Annotated in this window: 16 protein-coding genes; 9 read left to right on the top strand and 7 right to left on the bottom strand. The window is 63.1% G+C overall.

Annotated elements, in window-relative coordinates; translation table 11 throughout:
* Positions 1-39 precede the first annotated feature (39 nt).
* A complete protein-coding gene (locus tag LFL96_RS00170; RefSeq protein ID WP_281000846.1) occupies positions 40-2139 on the top strand; it encodes a heavy metal translocating P-type ATPase in 2100 nt (699 codons plus the stop codon).
* A 42-nt stretch (positions 2140-2181) separates the two neighbouring features.
* Here the strand turns inward: LFL96_RS00170 and LFL96_RS00165 are convergent, their stop codons facing one another.
* Positions 2182-3201 (bottom strand): helix-turn-helix domain-containing protein, encoded by a 1020-nt coding sequence (locus tag LFL96_RS00165; protein ID WP_280996915.1) that lies wholly within the window; start codon positions 3199-3201, stop codon positions 2182-2184.
* A gap of 326 nt (positions 3202-3527) precedes the next feature.
* Here LFL96_RS00165 and adh point away from each other — a divergent pair, with 326 nt between their 5' ends.
* Positions 3528-5048, top strand: a complete 1521-nt coding sequence (gene adh / locus LFL96_RS00160; protein ID WP_280996914.1) for an aldehyde dehydrogenase — start codon at positions 3528-3530, stop codon at positions 5046-5048.
* A gap of 64 nt (positions 5049-5112) precedes the next feature.
* Positions 5113-5508 carry a DUF779 domain-containing protein gene (locus LFL96_RS00155; RefSeq protein ID WP_280996913.1) on the top strand — a complete coding sequence of 132 codons (396 nt, stop codon included), beginning with the start codon at positions 5113-5115 and terminating at the stop codon, positions 5506-5508.
* A gap of 48 nt (positions 5509-5556) precedes the next feature.
* On the opposite strand, the gene eutC is transcribed toward LFL96_RS00155, so the two are convergent.
* Genes eutC through eat form a run of 3 tightly spaced genes read right to left on the bottom strand, consistent with a single transcriptional unit; the run spans position 5557 to position 9192 of the window.
* The gene (gene eutC, locus LFL96_RS00150; protein ID WP_280996912.1) at positions 5557-6357 is read right to left on the bottom strand and encodes an ethanolamine ammonia-lyase subunit EutC; all 801 of its coding nucleotides are present in this window, start codon (positions 6355-6357) and stop codon (positions 5557-5559) included.
* Positions 6354-7748, bottom strand: coding sequence for an ethanolamine ammonia-lyase subunit EutB (locus LFL96_RS00145; protein WP_280996911.1), 1395 nt, complete (start codon positions 7746-7748; stop codon positions 6354-6356). Before LFL96_RS00145 ends, eutC begins: the two co-directional genes overlap by 4 nt.
* A 40-nt stretch (positions 7749-7788) precedes the next feature.
* Positions 7789-9192: an ethanolamine permease gene (gene eat, locus LFL96_RS00140; RefSeq protein WP_280996910.1), complete on the bottom strand. Its 1404-nt coding sequence runs from the start codon at positions 9190-9192 to the stop codon at positions 7789-7791.
* A gap of 207 nt (positions 9193-9399) precedes the next feature.
* Here eat and LFL96_RS00135 point away from each other — a divergent pair, with 207 nt between their 5' ends.
* From LFL96_RS00135 to LFL96_RS00120, 4 genes are all read left to right on the top strand, one after another.
* Positions 9400-10266 (top strand): AraC family transcriptional regulator, encoded by an 867-nt coding sequence (locus LFL96_RS00135; RefSeq protein WP_280996909.1) that lies wholly within the window; start codon positions 9400-9402, stop codon positions 10264-10266.
* A gap of 567 nt (positions 10267-10833) precedes the next feature.
* Positions 10834-12192, top strand: coding sequence for a reverse transcriptase family protein (locus LFL96_RS00130; protein WP_280996908.1), 1359 nt, complete (start codon positions 10834-10836; stop codon positions 12190-12192).
* Between the two features lie 315 nt (positions 12193-12507).
* Positions 12508-13488 (top strand): PDDEXK nuclease domain-containing protein, encoded by a 981-nt coding sequence (locus LFL96_RS00125; RefSeq protein ID WP_280996907.1) that lies wholly within the window; start codon positions 12508-12510, stop codon positions 13486-13488.
* A 77-nt stretch (positions 13489-13565) separates the two neighbouring features.
* Positions 13566-14126, top strand: a complete 561-nt coding sequence (locus tag LFL96_RS00120; RefSeq protein WP_280996906.1) for a YdcF family protein — start codon at positions 13566-13568, stop codon at positions 14124-14126.
* Here the strand turns inward: LFL96_RS00120 and LFL96_RS00115 are convergent.
* Complete coding sequence (locus LFL96_RS00115) at positions 14123-15412, bottom strand: fatty acid desaturase family protein (protein ID WP_280996905.1); 1290 nt, start codon at positions 15410-15412, stop codon at positions 14123-14125. The two genes, LFL96_RS00120 and LFL96_RS00115, sit on opposite strands and share 4 nt — an antisense overlap.
* Positions 15413-15711: 299 nt before the next feature.
* Between LFL96_RS00115 and LFL96_RS00110 the strand changes: the two genes are divergently transcribed.
* Positions 15712-16392 carry a hypothetical protein gene (locus LFL96_RS00110; protein ID WP_280996904.1) on the top strand — a complete coding sequence of 227 codons (681 nt, stop codon included), beginning with the start codon at positions 15712-15714 and terminating at the stop codon, positions 16390-16392.
* Between the two features lie 3 nt (positions 16393-16395).
* A complete protein-coding gene (locus tag LFL96_RS00105) occupies positions 16396-17544 on the top strand; it encodes a hypothetical protein (RefSeq protein WP_280996903.1) in 1149 nt (382 codons plus the stop codon).
* On the opposite strand, the gene LFL96_RS00100 is transcribed toward LFL96_RS00105, so the two are convergent.
* Positions 17532-18482, bottom strand: coding sequence for a hypothetical protein (locus tag LFL96_RS00100; protein WP_280996902.1), 951 nt, complete (start codon positions 18480-18482; stop codon positions 17532-17534). The two genes, LFL96_RS00105 and LFL96_RS00100, sit on opposite strands and share 13 nt — an antisense overlap.
* 28 nt (positions 18483-18510) lie before the next feature.
* Entirely contained in the window at positions 18511-19323 is an 813-nt protein-coding gene (locus tag LFL96_RS00095) for a metal-dependent hydrolase (protein WP_280996901.1), read from the bottom strand.
* Positions 19324-19422 lie beyond the last annotated feature (99 nt).

Below are 19422 nucleotides of genomic sequence, written 5' to 3'. Positions count from 1 at the left end.
CCGCTGCGCCTGCCGCAATCGGAAGCCGTCGGCAGCGACATGCGCACCGCCATCCGCATCCTGCAGATGGATTGCCCGACCGAGGAAGCGCTGATCCGCAAGAAATTCAGCCGCATGCCCTACGTGCGCAGCATGGACTTCAACCTGATGCAGCGGGTGCTGACCGTGGTGCACGCGCCGGACGCACTCGAATCGATTCTCGCCGCGCTGCGCTCGCTCGACTTCACGCCCGAAGTGGCCGACGCCACTGCCGGCGGATCGGCAGCCGCCGCCGCGGCCACGCCGGCCAAACCCTGGTGGCCGCTCGCACTTGCGGGCGTCGCCGCGACCGCGTCGGAAGCCGCCAGTTGGCTCGGCGCGCCCATCTGGGTGCCGGCGGGTCTGGCGCTCCTCGCGATCGTCTCCTGCGGCCTGACGACCTACCGGAAGGGCTGGCTCGCGATCCGCAACGGCAACCTGAACATCAACGCGTTGATGAGCATCGCGGTGACGGGCGCGCTGCTCCTGCGCCAATGGCCGGAAGCCGCGATGGTCATGGTGCTCTTCACGATCGCCGAACTGATCGAGGCGAAATCGCTCGACCGCGCCCGCAACGCGATTCAGGGGCTGATGCAACTCACGCCGGAACAGGCGAGCGTGCAGCAGCCCGACGGCAGCTGGCGGTCGACGGACCTGAACGCGGTCGCCATCGGCGCGCTGGTCCGCGTGAAGCCGGGCGAACGGATCGCGCTCGACGGCGAAATCGTCGCGGGCCGCTCCAGCGTCGATCAGGCGCCGATCACCGGCGAAAGCCTGCCGGTCGACAAGACCGTCGGCGACGCGGTGTTCGCCGGCACGATCAACCAGGCCGGCTCGCTCGACTATCGCGTCACGGCCGTCGCCGGCAACACGACGCTCGCGCGCATCATCCACGCGGTCGAGGAAGCGCAAGGCACCAAGGCGCCGACGCAGCGTTTCGTCGACCAGTTCGCCCGCGTGTACACGCCGATCGTGTTCGCGGTCGCGCTCGCGGTGGCGGTCGTGCCGCCGCTTTTGCTGGGCGGCGCATGGCAGGAATGGATCTACAAGGCGCTGGTGATGCTGGTGATCGCGTGTCCGTGCGCGCTGGTCATCTCGACGCCGGTGACGATCGTCAGCGGACTCGCGGCGGCCGCGCGCAAGGGCATCCTGATCAAGGGCGGCGCCTATCTGGAGCAAGGTCGCACGCTACGCCGCCTCGCGCTCGACAAAACCGGCACGCTGACCCACGGCAAGCCGGTGCAAACCGATCTCGCCATGCTCGCCGATGTCGACAGCGCCCGCTGCCGCTCGCTCGCCGCGAGTCTCGCGGGGCGCTCGGATCATCCGGTGTCGATGGCGATCGCGGCGGCGGCGAAGGGCGACGGCATCGCCAGCGTCACGGTCGACGGGTTCGAGGCGCTCGCCGGCCGTGGCGTGCGCGGCGACATCGACGGCCTGTCGTACTGGCTCGGCAATCACCGGCTGATCGAGGAATTGGGACGTTGTTCGCCCTCGCTGGAAGCGCGGCTCGACGCGCTCGAACGGCAAGGCAAAACCGTCGTGATGCTGGCCGGCGCCGACCGCGTGCTCGCGCTGTTCGCGGTCGCCGATACGGTGAAGGAGACGAGCCGCGCCGCCGTCGCCGAATTGCAGCGCCTCGGCATCGCGACCACCATGCTCACCGGCGACAACCCGCACACCGCCGCCGCGATCGCGCAGCAGGTCGGCATCGACGAAGCACGCGGCGACCAGTTGCCGGAAGACAAGCTGAATGCGATCACGCAATGGTCGCAGCAAGGCGCGACGGTCGGCATGGTCGGCGACGGCATCAACGACGCGCCCGCGCTGGCGCGCGCCGACATCGGCTTCGCGATGGGCGCGATGGGCACCGACACCGCGATCGAAACCGCCGACGTCGCGTTGATGGACGACGATCTGCGCAAGATCCCGTCGTTCATCCGGCTCTCGAAGGCCACGCATGCGGTACTGGTGCAGAACATCGCGCTCGCGCTCGGCATCAAGAGCGTGTTCCTCGTGCTGACCGTGATGGGTCTCGGCACGATGTGGATGGCCGTGTTCGCCGACGTGGGCGCGAGCCTGCTGGTGGTCGCGAACGGCTTGCGGTTGCTGCGGAAATAATTCGGCGATGGGGCGAAGCCACACGTTGCCCTCGCCCTCGCTTCAGGAAAGCGGCGCGGCCTTCAAGGTCTCCGAAGGCCGCATACCGAACAGCTTGCGATAGTCCGTCGCGAACTGGCTCAGATGCCAGAAACCCCACGACGCCGCGACATCCTGCACCGAGCGCGCCTCGCGCGCCGCCGTCGAAAGTTCACGGCGCGCGCCGTTCAACCGGATCGCCCGCAGATAGGTGGCGGGCGCCATCCCCAGCACATCCTGAAAGCAGTATTGCAGCGTGCGCCGGCTGACGTGCAGTTGCTCGCACAACTCCGGCACGCCGATCGCGCGGTCGCGATGCAGCAGCACATACTCGCGCGCCTGCGCCACGATCGACTGCCGCCGCGGACGTGCCGGCATCGCAACGGGCTCGGCGGCCGTCAACGCGCCGACGTCGAAGAGCGAAGCCAGCACCGAGGCCTGCAAGTTGTTGCGTGCGAACGAAGACAGCGGCGTGCCGCGTTTGGCGCCGTCGTCGAGCAGATGCCGCAGCGACGCGCACAGCCGCTCCTTGCGCGCCCGCCCGATCGGCACGACCTCCGTGTGCTCCATGTGCGGCACGTGATCGGCAAGCCCGACACGCTCGACATCCGCCGCATACCGGCGCAGCACTTCGCCCTTCACCACCACGCCGAAAATTTCGTAACCCGCCGACGTCAGCAGCTCGAACTCGATGCCGCCCGGACGGAACGCGAGCGCATCGCCCGCGATCACCTGCGCGTCGATGCGGCCCGACCCTGCTGGACAGGTTGGAATCCCGAACCAGTACGCGTCTTTCTGCACCTCGCAGGTTTGCCGCAGCGTATGACTGGTCGTCTCGACGAACACCTGCATGTGATCGAGGCACAGTTCCGTCAATTCGCCGACGAAACTGCCGGCCGTCAGCTGGTCGTAGGTCTGATGCCAGCCGTGCAGGTTGCGCGCCTGTTCGTCGGCGTCGTGAGCGATGCAGGTCTGCACGCGAAAGCTCGGCTGCGGCGTGAGTGTCGGACTGGTCTCTCGGTGGGCTCGGATGTCGATCGTCATGGCGAACTGCGCAAACGGATATCGAAGCGGGACAGGAAGGCAATTCCCATGCCGAACGCCGTCGCGGCCCGGCCCGTTCTACCTGGCCGTGTCGGCCTACGGCGTGCGCTGCTCAATTCCTGAACAGCACGACACACGCTGATCAGAAACGGCGCGTTCATTCGTGACGGATTGAACAGCGCTACGCCTCGCCCCGTGCGCGGTTGCTTGCTGCGCGTGCACGGCTCACCAGCGCGGTGCATTGGCACGCTTCTGGCTCTAGCCACTCGCGGCCAAGCGAAATATCGCGCCGAATATAGCCCATTCAACATGTGAGGAGCACACAGATGAATCACGCGGAGATGCAGTTTCTGACGACCGAGTTCCCGTACAAAAAGCAGTATGCGAATTTTATCGGCGGCGAATGGGTGAAGCCCGCGGGCGGTGAGTACTTCGATAACGTATCGCCGATCACCGGCGAGCCGTTCACGTCGATCCCGCGCTCGCGCGAAGCCGATATCGAACTCGCGCTCGACGCCGCGCATCGTGCGAAAACGGCGTGGGGCAAAACCTCGACGGCCGAGCGCGCGAACATCCTGAACCGCATTGCCGATCGCATGGAGGCCAACCTGCAGCGCATCGCGGTGGCTGAAACGATCGACAACGGCAAGCCGCTGCGCGAAACCATGGCAGCCGACATTCCGCTCGCGATCGATCACTTCCGCTATTTCGCCGGCGCCGTGCGCGCGCAGGAAGGCGGCATCTCCGAGATCGATCACGACACGGTCGCCTATCACTTTCATGAGCCGCTCGGCGTGGTCGGCCAGATCATTCCGTGGAACTTCCCGATCCTGATGGCCGTGTGGAAGCTCGCGCCCGCGCTCGCGGCCGGCAACTGCGTGGTGCTCAAACCGGCCGAGCAAACGCCCGCGTCGATTCTCGTGCTGATGGAACTGATTCACGATCTGTTGCCGCCGGGCGTCGTGAACATCGTGAACGGATTCGGGCTCGAAGCCGGCAAGCCGCTCGCGTCGAGCAAGCGCATCGCGAAGATCGCGTTCACCGGCGAAACCACCACGGGCCGCCTGATCATGCAGTACGCGAGCCAGAACATCATTCCGGTCACGCTCGAACTGGGCGGCAAGAGCCCGAACATCTTCTTCGACGACGTGATGAACGCCGACGACAGCTATTTCGACAAGGCGCTCGAAGGCTTCACGATGTTCGCGCTGAATCAAGGCGAAGTGTGCACGTGTCCGTCGCGTGTGCTGATCGACGAAAAGATCTACGACCGCTTCATGGAACGCGCACTGAAGCGCGTCGACGCGATCGCGCAGGGACACCCGCTCGACAGCAAGACGATGATCGGCGCGCAGGCCTCGCAGGAGCAGCTGGAAAAGATCCTGTCGTATATCGATCTCGGCAAGCAGGAAGGCGCCGAATGTCTGATCGGCGGTCAGCGCAATCAGCTCGAAGGCGAGTTGAGCAAGGGCTATTACGTGAAGCCGACCGTGTTCCGCGGTCACAACAAGATGCGCATCTTCCAGGAGGAAATCTTCGGGCCGGTGGTATCGGTCACGACGTTCAAGACCGAGGAAGAAGCGCTCGAAATCGCCAACGACACGCTCTACGGTCTCGGCGCGGGCGTCTGGACGCGCGACGGCACGCGTGCATACCGCTTCGGCCGGCAGATCCAGGCCGGTCGCGTGTGGACCAACTGCTATCACGCGTATCCGGCGCACGCGGCGTTCGGCGGTTACAAGCAATCGGGCATCGGCCGTGAAAATCACAAGATGATGCTCGACCACTACCAGCAAACCAAGAACCTGCTGGTCAGCTACAGCGACAAGCCGCTCGGCTTCTTCTAAGTCTCGCAACCCTGTCCGCGCGAGCCACCTCCTGCGGCTCGCGCTTTTTTCAGCGAGGCCTGTGATGGAAGAGGTGAAGGAAGTCGCGCGCGTCGTCGCCACGCCGGCCGCCGTCGAACTGATCGGTAAGCTTCGCGCCGAACATGGTGCCGTGCTGTTTCATCAATCGGGCGGCTGCTGCGACGGCAGCGCACCGATGATGTTTCCGCAGGGCGAATTTATGGTCGGCGGGTCGGATGTGAAGCTCGGCGTGATTGCGGACGTGCCGTTCTACATGAGCGAATCGCAATTCGAATACTGGCAGCACACGCAGTTGATCATCGACGCGGTGCCGGGCAACGGCGGGATGTTTTCCCTGGAGCGCCCGAGCGGTTTGCGGTTTTTGACGCGTTCGCGGCTCTTCGAGGATGCCGAGAACGCGTGGCTGGAAACGCATCCGGTGGAACGGGCGGAAGGGTAACGATGGTGCGGGCGGTGTCGTGTCAAACCGCTCGATGTCTCCGTGCTCTTACACCGCGCCCGGCGGCTCGGACTCATCGCCGAGCGCGGATACCGTTGGTGCGCGTTCCAGCAGCGCATCGCTATCGTCTTTCAAACCCACGCCGGTGAGACCCAAACGCCTCGCATGCATCAGCAGATAGTGCAGCTTGTGCGCGGCATGCGGATAGTCGAGTCCTTCGGGCCGCACGTTGGAAATGCAATTGCGCTGCGCATCGCTACAGCCGACTTTCGGCGCATAGGTCAGATAGACGCCGAGACTATCCGGCGAACTCAACCCCGGCCGTTCGCCGATCAGCATCACCACCAGCCTGCTCTTCAGCAGCTCGCCGATCTCGTCGCCGAGCGCGACGCGCGCCTGCCGCGCGACCACGACCGGGCCGATTTTCCAGTCGACGAGTTTCGGGCGCACTGCCTCGATCAGCGGAATGGCCTGCTTCGATGCGGCGAAGGCCGACAACCCGTCGCCGATCACGAACACCACTTCCGGCGCATCGGCTTGCTGTTGCGCGAGCGCCGCGCGGCTCTCCGCCGACAAGCGCCGCCCGAGATCCGGACGCCGCAGATAATGCTCGCGATCGGGCGCCGCGCTGTGCACGTCGAGCGTCGTGAAGTTCAGCGCGCGCAGTTGCTCGTGCAGCACGCCGGTGTCGAGCGGATGATGCACGGCGTCGCGCGCCTGCGCATGCGAGAGGTTGAACGCGAGCAGCGGCGCGGTCGGCAAGCTGTTGCCCGCGCGGCCCAATGCAATGCGTGCGTTGGTGAACTGTCGCAGCGCATTCCACGGATTCTTTTCGAGGAAGTCGCTCATGCGATGCCCATCCAGTCGTTCGCGCCTTCCAGCAACGGTTGCTGCGTCGATGCGCTCAGCAGCGCGCCGCGCGCGTCGGTGATCTGCATCGACTCCAGCCACTCCTCGAACTCCGGCGCGCGGCGCAAGCCAAGCACGTCGCGAACGTACAGCGCGTCGTGAAACGAGGTGCTTTGATAGTTGAGCATCACGTCGTCCGCGCCGGGAATGCCCATGATGAAATTGATGCCCGCCACGCCGAGCAGCGTGAGCAGATTGTCCATGTCGTCCTGATCGGCTTCGGCGTGGTTGGTGTAGCAGATGTCGCAACCCATCGGCACGCCGAGCAGCTTGCCGCAGAAGTGATCTTCGAGACCGGCGCGCGTGATCTGTTTGCCGTCGTACAGGTACTCCGGTCCGATGAATCCAACCACCGTGTTCACCAGAAACGGCTTGAACTTGCGCGCGACCGCATAGGCCCGCACTTCGCAGGTCTGCTGGTCGACGCCGAAATGCGCATCCGCCGACAGCGCGCTGCCCTGGCCGGTTTCAAAGTACATCAGGTTCTGGCCGACCGTGCCGCGCTTCAGCGATAACCCCGCTTCGTACGCTTCCTGCAAGAGCGCCAGCGAAATGCCGAAACCCGCGTTCGCCTTCTCCGTACCCGCGATCGACTGAAACACCAGATCGACCGGCGCGCCTTTCTCGATCGCGGCGATTGTGTTGGTGACGTGGGTCAGCACGCAGGATTGCGTGGGCACCTGATAGCGCAGACGGAAGTCGTCGATCATCAGCAGGAGCCTGGTGATCGCGGCGAGATTGTCGCTGGCGGGGTTGATGCCGATCATCGCGTCGCCGCAGCCGTACATCAGGCCGTCGAGCATCGAGGCGGCAATGCCCTTGACGTCGTCGGTCGGATGATTCGGTTGCAGGCGCACCGACATGCGGCCCGGCAAGCCGACCGTATTGCGAAAGCGCGTGATCACCGGCCGCTTGCGCGCCGCCGCGATCAGGTCCTGGTTGCGCATCAGTTTCGACACGGCCGCGACCATCTCCGGCGTGAGGCCGGCGGTGATGCGCGTGAGCGCGTCGGCATCCGTCGTGCTGCTCAACAGCCAGTTGCGAAAATCGCCCACCGTCAGATGCGCGATCTCGGCGAACGCTTGCGGCGAATGCTCGTCGATCACCAGCCGCGTGACTTCGTCGCTCTCGTACGGAATCAGCGCTTCGTCGAGGAACGTGCGCAACGGCACCGCCGCGAGCGCCATTTTGGCGGCGACGCGCTCTTCCTCGCTCGCCGCCGCGACGCCCGCGAGCTGGTCGCCCGAACGTTGCGGACTGGCCTTCGCCATCAAGGTCTTCAGATCGGCAAAGCGATACGTGCGGCTGCCGATCGTTTCGGTGTAGCTCATCTCGACTCCATCGCCGCTGCTCGCGCAGCGGCTCGCTTCGTCATTCTTCGAGCAACGCGTCCGACGGCGCCGCTTCGCGCTGATGGCGCGTCAACAGGAAGTAGACGTAGCCCAGCGCGAGGATGATCGCGAACACGATCGCCACCAGAAAGTTGAAGTAAACCATCGTGGCCAGACAGATCACCGCCGCCACCAGCGCGAACGCCGGAAAGACCGGAAACAGCGGCGCGCGGAACGGGCGCTCCATGCCGGGCTCGGTGCGGCGCAGCTTGAACAGCGACAACATGCTGATGATATACATCACGATAGCGCCAAATACCGACATCGTCACGATGTTCGCGGTGAGCGTCTGACCGCCGAACTGGATCAGCTCGTCGCTATAGATCGCCGCGATGCCGATCACGCCGCCCGCCAGAATCGCGCGGTGCGGAGTCTTGAAGCGCGGATGCACTTTCGACAGCCACTCCGGCAGATAACCAGCGCGCGCCAGCGCGAAGATCTGCCGCGAGTAGCCGAGGATGATGCCGTGGAACGACGCGACCAGCCCGAACAGGCCGAGCCATACGAGCATATGCATCCAGCCGCTGTGTTCGCCGACGATGAACTTCATCGCCTGCGGCAACGGATCGTTGATGTTCGACAGCTTGGTCCAGTCGCCCGCCGCGCCCGCAAACACCATCACGCCGATGGCAAGCACGACCAGCGTCAGAATGCCGGTGACGTAGGCGATCGGAATCGAACGCTTCGGGTTCTTGGCTTCCTCGGCGGCCATCGCGACGCCTTCGATCGCGAGGAAGAACCAGATCGCGAACGGAATCGCCGCGAACATGCCGTGAAACGAACCCATGCTGAAAGTGTCCGCACCGGCCCAGCCGCCCTTCGTGAAGTTCGACCACTGGAAACCGGGCGACACCACGCCCATGAACACCAGCAATTCGAAAATCGCGAGCAACGTCACGCACAATTCGAAGGCCGCGGCAATCTGCACGCCGACGATATTCAACGCCATGAAGACGAGATACGCGCCCATCGCCGCGTGCTTCGGTTCGAGGCCAGGAAACTGCACGTGCAGATAAGCGCCGATCGCGAGCGCAATCGCCGGCGGAGCGAACACGAATTCGACCAGCGTGGCGGCGCCCGCCAGATAGCCGCCGGTTGGACCGAACGCATGGCGCGCATACGCAAACGGACCGCCCGCATGCGGAATCGACGTGGTGAGTTCGGTGAAACTGAAAATGAAGGTCGTATACATCGCGGCGATGAACACCGCCGTAATCACGAAGCCGAGCGTACCGGCGCTTGCCCAGCCGTAGCTCCAGCCGAAATACTCGCCGGAAATCACGAGACCGACCGCGATCCCCCACAGTTGCCACGTGCCGAGCGTCTGCTTCAACTCGTGATGGGTGACCTTGCCGACGTGCTGACTCTTCGATTCCGGTTTCATCGGAGCTCCCTGTAATGGCCGCTTACTCGGCGCCGCAAGGCGTTGCGGCGCATGGGCGGAGAGGTTTCAACCGATGGTAGTGAGCCATTATTCGAGGTGTTATCGAAATTCGGCAAAGATCGCGGCGATAAAGTCCGCAGGATTTGGTAAACGCCGCCGTGATACTTTGTTTTCCATTCAACCGGTCATTCTCCAGTCGACTCAGTCATGAACGAATCCGCCCATCGGGCGCGCTACGAAACCCGCCTCGGCCGCGTGCTCGACCATATCTACGATCACCTCGACGAGCCGCTCGACATCGATCGCCTCGCGCAGATCGCCTGTCTGTCGCCGTATCACTGGCACCGCATCTACCAGGCGATGTACGGCGAGACGGTCGCCACGACAGTGCGCCGGTTGCGCCTGCATCGCGCGGCGGGTTATCTCGCGAACGGTTCGATGTCGATCGCCGACATCGCCGAACGGTCCGGCTACAGCAGTTTGCAGTCGTTTTCGCGCACGTTTCGCGCGGTGTTCGGCGTGCCGCCAGCGCAGTATCGCAAGCAAGGCACGCATAGCCGGTTTCGTCCGGCACTTTCAGGAGACAAGGCAATGACGATACGTGAAGTGGAAATTCGTCACGTGGCGCCGATGGAGATTCTGGCGGTCGATCACGTCGGTTCGTATATGCAGGTCGGCAAGGCATTCGATGCGCTATTCGGCTGGCTGGCGGCACACAACCTGTTGGCGGCGCAAATGCGGATGGTCGGCGTTTACTACGACGATCCCGGCGTGGTCGACGAAAACCTGTTGCGCTCGAAAGCCGGCGTATTGCTGCCGCATCCGGTTCAGGCATCGGTGACGGTGAGTCCGCCGGTTTCGGTCGCGCAGGTGAGAGGCGGCGAATACGCGGTGCTGCGGCACAAGGGTCCATATAGCGACATGCGCGCGGCGTACGAGTGGCTGTACGGCACCTGGCTCGTGCAGTCGGATCGCGAAGCGGCGGATGCGCCGGTGTTCGAGGAGTATCTGAATAGCCCTAAGGATACGGCGCCTCCCGATCTTGTCACGGAGATCTGTTTACCGTTGCTTTGAGCAGTGACCTTCGCTGCGCGGTGGCGTCTTTAGGGTTTTTATAATCTTCGTATACGTATACGTAGTAATAGTTAACAAGCCTCGCGCTGCATTGTGGATAACCTGAAACTTCGTATACGGATCAACGCTCTGCCGAATCGATAACCCTGCGTAGTGCGCGCGGACAGCCCCACGGAGCCAGGGAAAACTTTTGGCCGGCGAGACGCCTCGGCATTTTTATCAAGGTTTCGCCCACAACGCGCCCACACCGTATACGCAGGCTTTTACAAAAGTTGTCCAGAGGATGCTGTGGATAAGTCGCGATCGCGCTGACGGATTCGGAAATCTCGGCGCGCGGTCGACGTTCGGTCGCATTGACACGCAATGTCCCGCTCGCTTATCGTCGCCTCGCGGGACGGCTGGTCAAGCACGCCTGGAGACGAGCAGCATCCGTTTCGGGCACTACGGGGTTACCCCGTGGATCGACATCACCTCCGCAGTTCGTCGCATGAGCGTCACTTGCGCGGTGCGCAACACGGCTCACGCAGCACTCGACGCGTTGACTGGCCGGCCCGCCCTCTCTTCCCTATGTCGTCATCTTCGTTGCAGTACGTCACCTACGCGATTGCCGATGCGATGCTGTCCGGCACCGCCGAGCCCGATGCCCTCGTCGCGCGGATGACGCTCGCGTTGGGCGAACCCGCCGCGTGGATGAGCGGATTGGCGCATCTAGCCGCAACGCGTTTTGGCGCGCGATGGGACAGCGTCGATCGTCGCGAGTTGTCGACATTGATCGCGGAAACGCCGGGGTTCGTGTCGGCGTGGCGTAGCGATGCCCGTCCGCGCGTGGTGCGTGTGATGATGCGTCCGCCGGTTCAGCGGCCCGCGCCGCCGTGGTTGCAGGGCGTGGCTTTGCCGCAACTGGCCACGCTTGCGGACCTCGCCGCGTGGCTCGATGCCGGGTGCGACGAACTCGACTGGCTGGCCGATCGCTGGCGGGTACCGGCGCACGCCGCGAGCTCGCCGCTGCATCACTATGTCTATAAGGCGATTCAGAAGCGCGACGGTCGTTGCAGACTCATCGAAATTCCCAAGACGCGTTTGCGGGCCGTGCAGCGGAAAGTGCTGCATGGTTTGCTCGATCGCATTCCGTTGCATGAGGCGGCGCATGGGTTTCGGCGGGGCAGGAACATCGTGAGTTTCGCTGCGCCGCATGCGGACAAAGCGGTGGTGATTCGCTTCGATCTGAGCGATTTTTTTGCGTCGGTGCATGCGGGACGCGTTTACTCGACGATTCGCGCTTTGGGCTACTCATTGGCCATTAGCCGCGCCATCACTGCGCTGTGTACCAATCGCATCCCCAGCGGCCGTCTGCTTGAAGCCGATGTCCGTGACCGCATCGACTGGCTCGAACGACAGCGTTACCGGAACCGTCATTTGCCGCAAGGCGCGCCGAGCTCGCCGGCTTTGGCGAATCTTTGCGCTTATCAACTCGACTTACGCTTGACCGGACTCGCGCGCTCGATCGGCGCGACTTACACGCGTTATGCCGACGACCTCGCCTTCTCCGGCGGCGACGATCTCGCCCGCATGGCCGAACGGCTATCGATCCGCGTCGCCGCGATCGCGATCGAGGAAGGGTTCACGCTCAATCTGAGAAAGACGCGTGTGATGCGTCGCGGCGCGCGTCAACATCTGGCGGGCGTGGTCGTCAATACGCACCCGAATATCGCGCGGCCCGCTTTCGATGCGTTGAAGGCGACGCTCACCAATTGCGTCAGGCACGGACCGCGCTCGCAGAATCGCGACGATCATTCCGACTTTCGTGCGCATCTCGCGGGCCGGGTCGCGCATGTGGCGATGCTGAACGCGGCGCGGGGTGAGAAGTTGAAGGCGTTGTTCGAGCGGATTGTGTGGGATTGCGCGGACGACGCAACTGGGGATTGAATGCAGGGATCTTTCCCTAAGCGGCCGTTTGCCGCGGCAACACAACTATTTTCCTTTCTCGCGCCCCCCCTTAAAATCAATGAGCAGGTAACACATTGCCCTACCCACAACGCAAACAGTTAGGTTAGCGAGAGAACCATGCGGATTGTCGTCTTTTGGTAATGGTCGCTTTCCACGCTGGTGACGGACAGCCCGTCAGCGCCGACGAGGAGATCATTGGTGACGAGTAAGAAAACGTCTCGCAAGCTATAAGCGCCAGCGCTGCGGAAGACCGGCACAGTCCCGGCCACGACGACGAAGGAGTATCCGGCCTTATTGGCCGAAGTTAAGGCGCGCATCCAGTCCGCGCAGTACGCGGCGCTGCGCGCAGTTAACAAGGAGCTGGTCGGCCTGTATTGGGACATTGGGAAGCTGATCGTGGAGCGGCAGAAAGACGCCACCCACGGCGCCGCCATCGCAGAGCAGCTGGCCGGCGACTTGCGGGACGCCTTTCCTGGCGTGGGCGGTTTTTCCCGCCGCAATTTGTTCTACATGCGTGAGTTCTATCTGCTCTACCGCAGCGACGCAAAAGTGCAACCACTGGTTGCACAAGTTGGGTGGTCACACAATCTCATCATCCTGCAACGCTGCAAAGTCGCTCAGGAGCGGGAGTTCTACCTGCGCATGACACGCAAGCTCGGATGGTCAAAAAACGTGCTGGTCCACCAGATAGACAATCAGAGCTACGAGAAATCACTGCTGAGCCAAACCAATTTTGACCAGACGCTAACTCCAAGCCTGCGCGCGCAGGCCAAACTAGCGGTGAAGGACGAATATGCCTTCGACTTCCTCGAGTTGGGCGATCAACACAGCGAGCGCGAGCTGGAAAGAGCATTGATTGTTCGTATCGAGGATTTTTTGCGCGCCATGGGCGGCATGTTTGCTTTTATGGGCAGCCAGTACCGGTTGGACGTGGAAGGCAAGGAATACTTCATCGACCTGCTGCTATTCCACAGACGCTTGCGCGCGTTAATCGCCATCGAGTTGAAGATCGGAGAATTCGAGCCGGAGTTTGTCGGCAAGATGCAGTTTTATCTTGCGGCGCTCGATGCAAAGGTACGACAAGAGGACGAAAATCCGTCTATCGGTATCATCCTGTGCAAAGAGAAAACGCGCACGATCGTCGAGTACGCATTGCGCGACGCGCGCAAGCCGATTGGCGTAGCAACCTACGAAATTACCAAGACACTGCCGAGAAAGCTGAAGGATCAGTTGCCTTCGCCTGAAGTCATTGCCCGTCTGCTGGAGAACATATGAAAAGCGGACACGAGCGAGATCCAATCGATCGACCGCGCATTTAACACGACGTCTCAACCGCAGCGGACTAAAAACCTGTGCTGACTTCACTACTCAAATGGGCCGTCGGCCTCTGGCTGGCCGCGGCATTGATCGTCGCGTGCGCGGGTCTGCTGGCGCGGCCCCGGCAAGCGGATCTCGCGATCGTCTACGGCAATAAGGTCCATGCGGACGGCAGTCCGTCGGCGCGGCTCTCCGCGCGGCTCGACGCGGCACGCGAGTGCTACGCGAAAGGACTGTGCCGCGAGATCATGGTGAGCGGCGGCATCGACAAACACGGCACCGACGAAGCGCTTGCGATGAAACGCGACCTGATGCGCCAGGGCGTTCCCGAAAATCGCATCGTGATGGACAACAAGGGCCTCGACACCTGGGACACCGCGCGCAACGCCAGCGTTTATATGAAGGCGCACAACCTGCGCAGCGCGATTGCCGTCTCGCAGTACTTCCACGTGCCACGCGCGATCATCGCGTTGAAGCGCTTTGGCGTCGATGAGGTGAGCGGCACATATCCGGCGTTCTTCGAGCGACGCGACATCTATTCATCGCTGCGAGAAGTGCCGGGCGCGCTGTGGTACTGCGTGAGGCGCGACTTCTAATTGCGTTGCGGTTCACGCCGCGTGTCTGAAACGCGTCGTCTGCCGAGCCAAAGTAGACCGACGAGCCCGCGCGACGACATCACATGATCGCTTGACCGCACTTGCGACGGCAGGTCGTACCACGCCGTGTTCGGATTGCGATGATGCTGCAGATGCAGGTTGATGTGATACGGCCAGATGAACGCCCGGCCGAGCCAACCCACACACCACGAGTAAGTCCAGTCGCTCCAGCCGGGCGTCACGCCCGGACCGCCGCTGTGCTCGGAAAAGCTGCGCACTTTCTGCAGCAACACGCTTACCGTGAAGAGCGGCCCGAACCAGAGCGCCGCAAGCATCGTCAACGTGTGCGCGGAGCACAGATAAATCAGCCAGCCGGCAATCACCGTCCACACGACGCACGCGGCGAGTATCGGTACGGTAGGACGGACCGCTGCGCCGCCGGCTTGTCGATAGGCGCGCATGGTACGCAGCGTGTTGAGCAAAAGCAGATCGCCAATCAATTGCCTGACGAGCGGCCACGTGCCGAGCGGTCTGAACTGCCAGCGCTGGTCGCGGTAAAGAAACTGCCGCTCGGGGTCCAGCGCGCTTCCCACATGCCGATGATGCGCGAGATGCAGAGGCCGGTAGAACTCGACCGGTACGACACCAGGCACGCCGATCGCCACGTTGATCAGAAAATCGTTGACCCGGCGATGCCGCGTCAGATGATAGTGCGCGGCATCGTGATAGAGAATGAAAAGCGCGTGCTGTCGCGTGGAGATAATCACGGCCGCGACGAGATAGAGACGCCAGTCGTCCAACGCGAACGCGACGCGTAGCGTCACGACAACGCACAGCCATTCGAGCAGGATCATCGCCAGCGTTCGCAGGTCGACGCGCCAGCGCATCGCGAGTGCGGTGACTGCGGCGGCCAGTAAACCGACCGCGGCGCCCCACGCGACATCGGCGACGAAATGTTGTCCCGTCGTCAGCACGGTCACCATCAAGACCACGCTCCATGCGGCAAACCACGCCGCCGCGCGCACGCGCAGCGTCGCCAGCACGACGGTGATCGCGATCGGCAACGCCACGTGTCCACTCGGCGATGCGGCGAGCGGCGAGTCGATGGACCGCAGCCATGCGATCCAGCCGGCCGCCACCACGGGGCGCGCCATCTCCGTCGGCCAGAACAGATGACTCAGCAGGCAGAGACTCGTCGCCAATGCGCCCGCAAAGAAAGCCGGCAATAACCACGCCCTGTCGCGTCCATACCAGACTAGCAATGGCATGACGAGCAGATAACTCATATACGGCGGCACCGTCGCGGGTAAAAGCGGCGTCCATTCATCCAGCATAGAAGGCGAAATAATACGGATCGTGCCAAAAGGAAAATGCGTGACGACGTAATACAAAGCGCCGGATAGCACGAGATAAATCGCCAGACACGTCCACGGCTTTTTCAATGGTATTGAGTTGGCGGCCGATCGCGTGACTGGGTTGGGCATGAGATGCGGAATGCGGGAATAGGTCGGGTATCATATCAACCCGCTCCGCCAGACAAAATCGACTCATGCGCCTCAGCGCGACGCCTATTGAACGTGCCACGTTGAGCACGGCTGAAATCGACCGGATGTACGCGCTTTATTCGGCGTCTTATTGCGACGCGCAGCGCGATCTGTTCAGGCAGGATCTGAACGACAAAAGCCATTGCATTATTCTGCGCGACGCCGATCACGTCATTCAGGGTTTTTCCACGCTCAAGCTATACGACAGCGAATGGAATGGCACGCCGCTGCGGGTGATTTTTTCCGGCGATACGATTATCGATCCCGCGCATTGGGGCAGTCAGCAACTGGCATTTGCGTGGATTCGTTTTGCCGGCGAACTTCAACGGCAAAATCTGGACGTGCCGCTTTACTGGTTTCTTATCTGCAAGGGGCACCGCACGTACCGGTATTTGCGTGCCTTCGCCCGGGACTATGCGCCACGCAGCGACCTGTCCGTTTCGCCGGATCGACAGGCGCTGATGGATCATCTGGCCACCCAGCGCTTCGGCGCTGCTTATGACAGCGCCACCGGCGTGTTGTCGTTCGAGAAGCCGCAGGGTCGGCTGACACCGGAGCTTGCGCAAATTCCGGACGCGCATCTCAGGCTGCCGGACGTCGCGTATTTTCTGCAACGCAATCCGCACTACGCGCGCGGCGACGAACTCGTGTGCCTGTGCGAGCTGTCGCCGGCCAATCTTCGCCCCATGGCGCGGCGGCTCTTTGGCGGCGAAGCAGGCTGACCGATGAAGATCCGCCTCGCGTCGTCCGCGGACAACCCGGCTATTCTCGGCTTCTGCGAACACCACGCGATGCAGGGCGCGCTGCCGTTGCGCTTCGATCGGTCGCCGGATTACTTCGCGCTGCATCGTTGTCACGCGGACGATCATCGTACGTGGCTCGCGGAAGATGCGCTTGGTGACGTGAAGGGCATCGCAAGTCTGGTCGTGCGCGACGGCTATCTGCACGATCGCGTGCAGCGAGTCGCGTATCTCGGCGATCTGCGCATCGTGCCCGACCGGCGGCTCTCGCGCAGCTGGATGGACGAGGTGCGCGGCCGGCTCGCCGATCTGGAGCGCGACGCGGGCGTGCAACACGCGTATTGCTGCATGATTCGCGACAACAAGCTGGCCGCGCAATCCTTGCTCGGCACAAGGCGTCATGGCCGTTTGCCGCTGACGCATTGGCGTGGCTATGGCAACGTGTCGATTCATGGCCGAAAGGGCTGGCAAGGCTTCAATGCGCTGCATGACCGCGATGACGACATAACCTCACGCCCCGCCCGACCGATCCGCGTCGTGCGCGCGCAATCGCATCATGCCGACGCACTCCGGGCGTTTCTCGACGCGGAGTCGAAAGCGCAACCGTTCGGCCCCGTGTTCGACGAGCGCGAGTTCGAACGCCGGTTGAGTACCTGGACAGACTTCGGCATCGAATCGTTTCTGCTCGCGCTGGATGCGCGCGGCAATCTCGTCGGCTGCGTCGCGCCGTGGGACGCCGGACGCATCAAGCGAATCGTGCTGGAAAAGCTGCCGTTATCGCTGCAGGCGATCCGCGTGGCGTTCAACGCATTCGCGCCGATGTTCGGCCGTCCTCGAATCGCCCCGCCCGGCGAGGCATTGCTCGACGTCTATCTGACGCATCTGCAGGTGAAGCAACGCGACCCCGAGATATTCGCCGCGTTGCTCGACGCCGCGTGGTCGACGCTGCGTAACCGGTACGCGCTGGTGCAGCTTTGTCTCTACGACGACGATCCGTTGTGGCCCGCACTCGCGCGTTATCGCCTGACGCGGGTGCCGATGGACCTCTACACGTTGTCGAGCGAACGCGCGGGCGCGGCCATCGACAGCGCATCGGCTGCGAGAATTCCGGGCTTCGAGATCTATCTCGTGTAGGCGTCGGACCGCGCTAGCGCGTCACCGGCAACCCGGATGGTCGACTCGCGGCTCACATGCAGCAGATCCGCCAACGCCAGCCAGAAACGCCCCGCATCGAAACCCAAACCGCCCAGCACCGGCTGCCCATGATCGAGTTCCGGCAGACAGATTTGCGGCACGCCGTTCAGCACTTGATGTTCGAGATAGAACTGCCCATCGTGCGCGCAGCCGGGACGCCGCGCATTCAGCCGCTCATGGTAAGCGTCGAAGCGGGAGCTGCGTTCGATCGACCACGTCACCGCATGCACGCAATGCAGATCACGCGGCATTGCCGCCAGCATCGTCGCGACGCGCGGATCGCGCCGGCTACTGATATCGAGCGTGCCTTGCGCGACCCAGCGGGTGCGCAGCAAGCGCCGCCCGATGCGGTCCTGCAAACGCGTGCTTGCCAACGCCGGCGTCGCATTGAAGCCGAGCATGTCGTCGACGATCGACGCCGGCCCGACCGGCGGCTGCACGAACGCGAGGCCATCGCAGCGCGCGCGCAGATCCGGCGCGTGGTTAAGCGCCGCAAGCGTATCGATGCCGCCCTTGCTATGCGTCAACGCGACGAAACGCTCGCCGTCTTTCAACCGTGTCCGCAGCATCGCGGCAATACGCGCGCCTTGCGCGATCACGCCGCGCGACGAGCGAACCGGAAGCCGCATCGCGCGATAACCGGCGCCGCGCAGCGCGAGCAACGCATCGCGATGACAGCGCGGCAGCCACTCCGAGTACAGGCCCGCCACCAGCACGACCACGGTATCGCGCGGCAAGCGCGGATACGCGTGATTCCAGCAGTCGATAAAGCGATCGGTCCAGTCGAGTCCGTCGGTCTGGCGCGCGAAGGGCGTCGCCGGAAAATGGCGTTGCCAGTCGTCGAAGCCGAGCGGCGTCCAGCGACGTGTCGCATTCATCGTGGATCTCGCAGCAGGAAGTCAGGTGTCATGTCGCCGATTCCCCGTCGAGCGAGCGACGCGCACGCGCCAGCACCTCACGGCTGTCGATCCGGTTCGGGTGGAACCACGGCGCGAACCAGTACAGCCACGACGGCATCACGCGCGTGAAGATGCCGGGGCGCACGAACAGCCAGCCCAGCAGACGCCACCACTCGCGCCAGTTGCCGCGTTGCCGGTCGCACGCGGCCAGCCGGTAGACGAAATAAACCAGGTCGATCACGAAGAACACCGACACGCCGAGCATTGCGCCGCAGCGGATCACGTAGCGGCGCAGCGGTCTGCGTTCGAAGGCCGTCAATACGTCGAAGGCAACGGCCTTGTGTTCCGTTTCCTCGATCGCGTGCCAGCGCCAGATCGCGGCCATGGCGGGATCGGCGCCATCGAATATCTCGGGGTGACGCAGCAATTGGTCCGAGAGAATCGCGGTGTAGTGTTCGAGGCACGCGGTCAGCGCGACCCACGTGGTGCGCGAGATGTTGCGCAAACTGCCTTGCTGGCGACGCGCGATCAATGCTTCGAGTTCGGCGGTCGGCGCGCCCTGCGCGGCAAGACGCTGGTTATACAGCCGATGCTCGCGAATATGCGTGGCTTCCTGATGCGTGAAACCCGCCACATCCCGCGCGAGCGGCGTGCCGGCCGGTATTTCATCGCGAAACTGCTTCACGCTGTCGATAAAGAACTTTTCGCCGAGCGGAAACATGATCGAAAACGCGTCGAAAAATCGGGTGACGTGACACCAGCCGCGATACCAGTAACGCGGAATGGTGTCGTCGAGCGTAAAGCGCAAATCGCGTTGCACGATATCGGCAACCGGCGGAGATTCACTGACGCGTTTGCGGGAAAAAATCATATCGATCGACAGGCCGGGCGCCGGATTGGAAGGTGGCAAAGATAAAGG

Source organism: Paraburkholderia sp. D15 (genome assembly GCF_029910215.1).
Classification (GTDB): Bacteria; Pseudomonadota; Gammaproteobacteria; order Burkholderiales; family Burkholderiaceae; genus Paraburkholderia.
The sequence above is the reverse complement of the archived record's forward strand: the minus strand, read 5'-3'. Positions and strand labels throughout refer to the sequence as shown.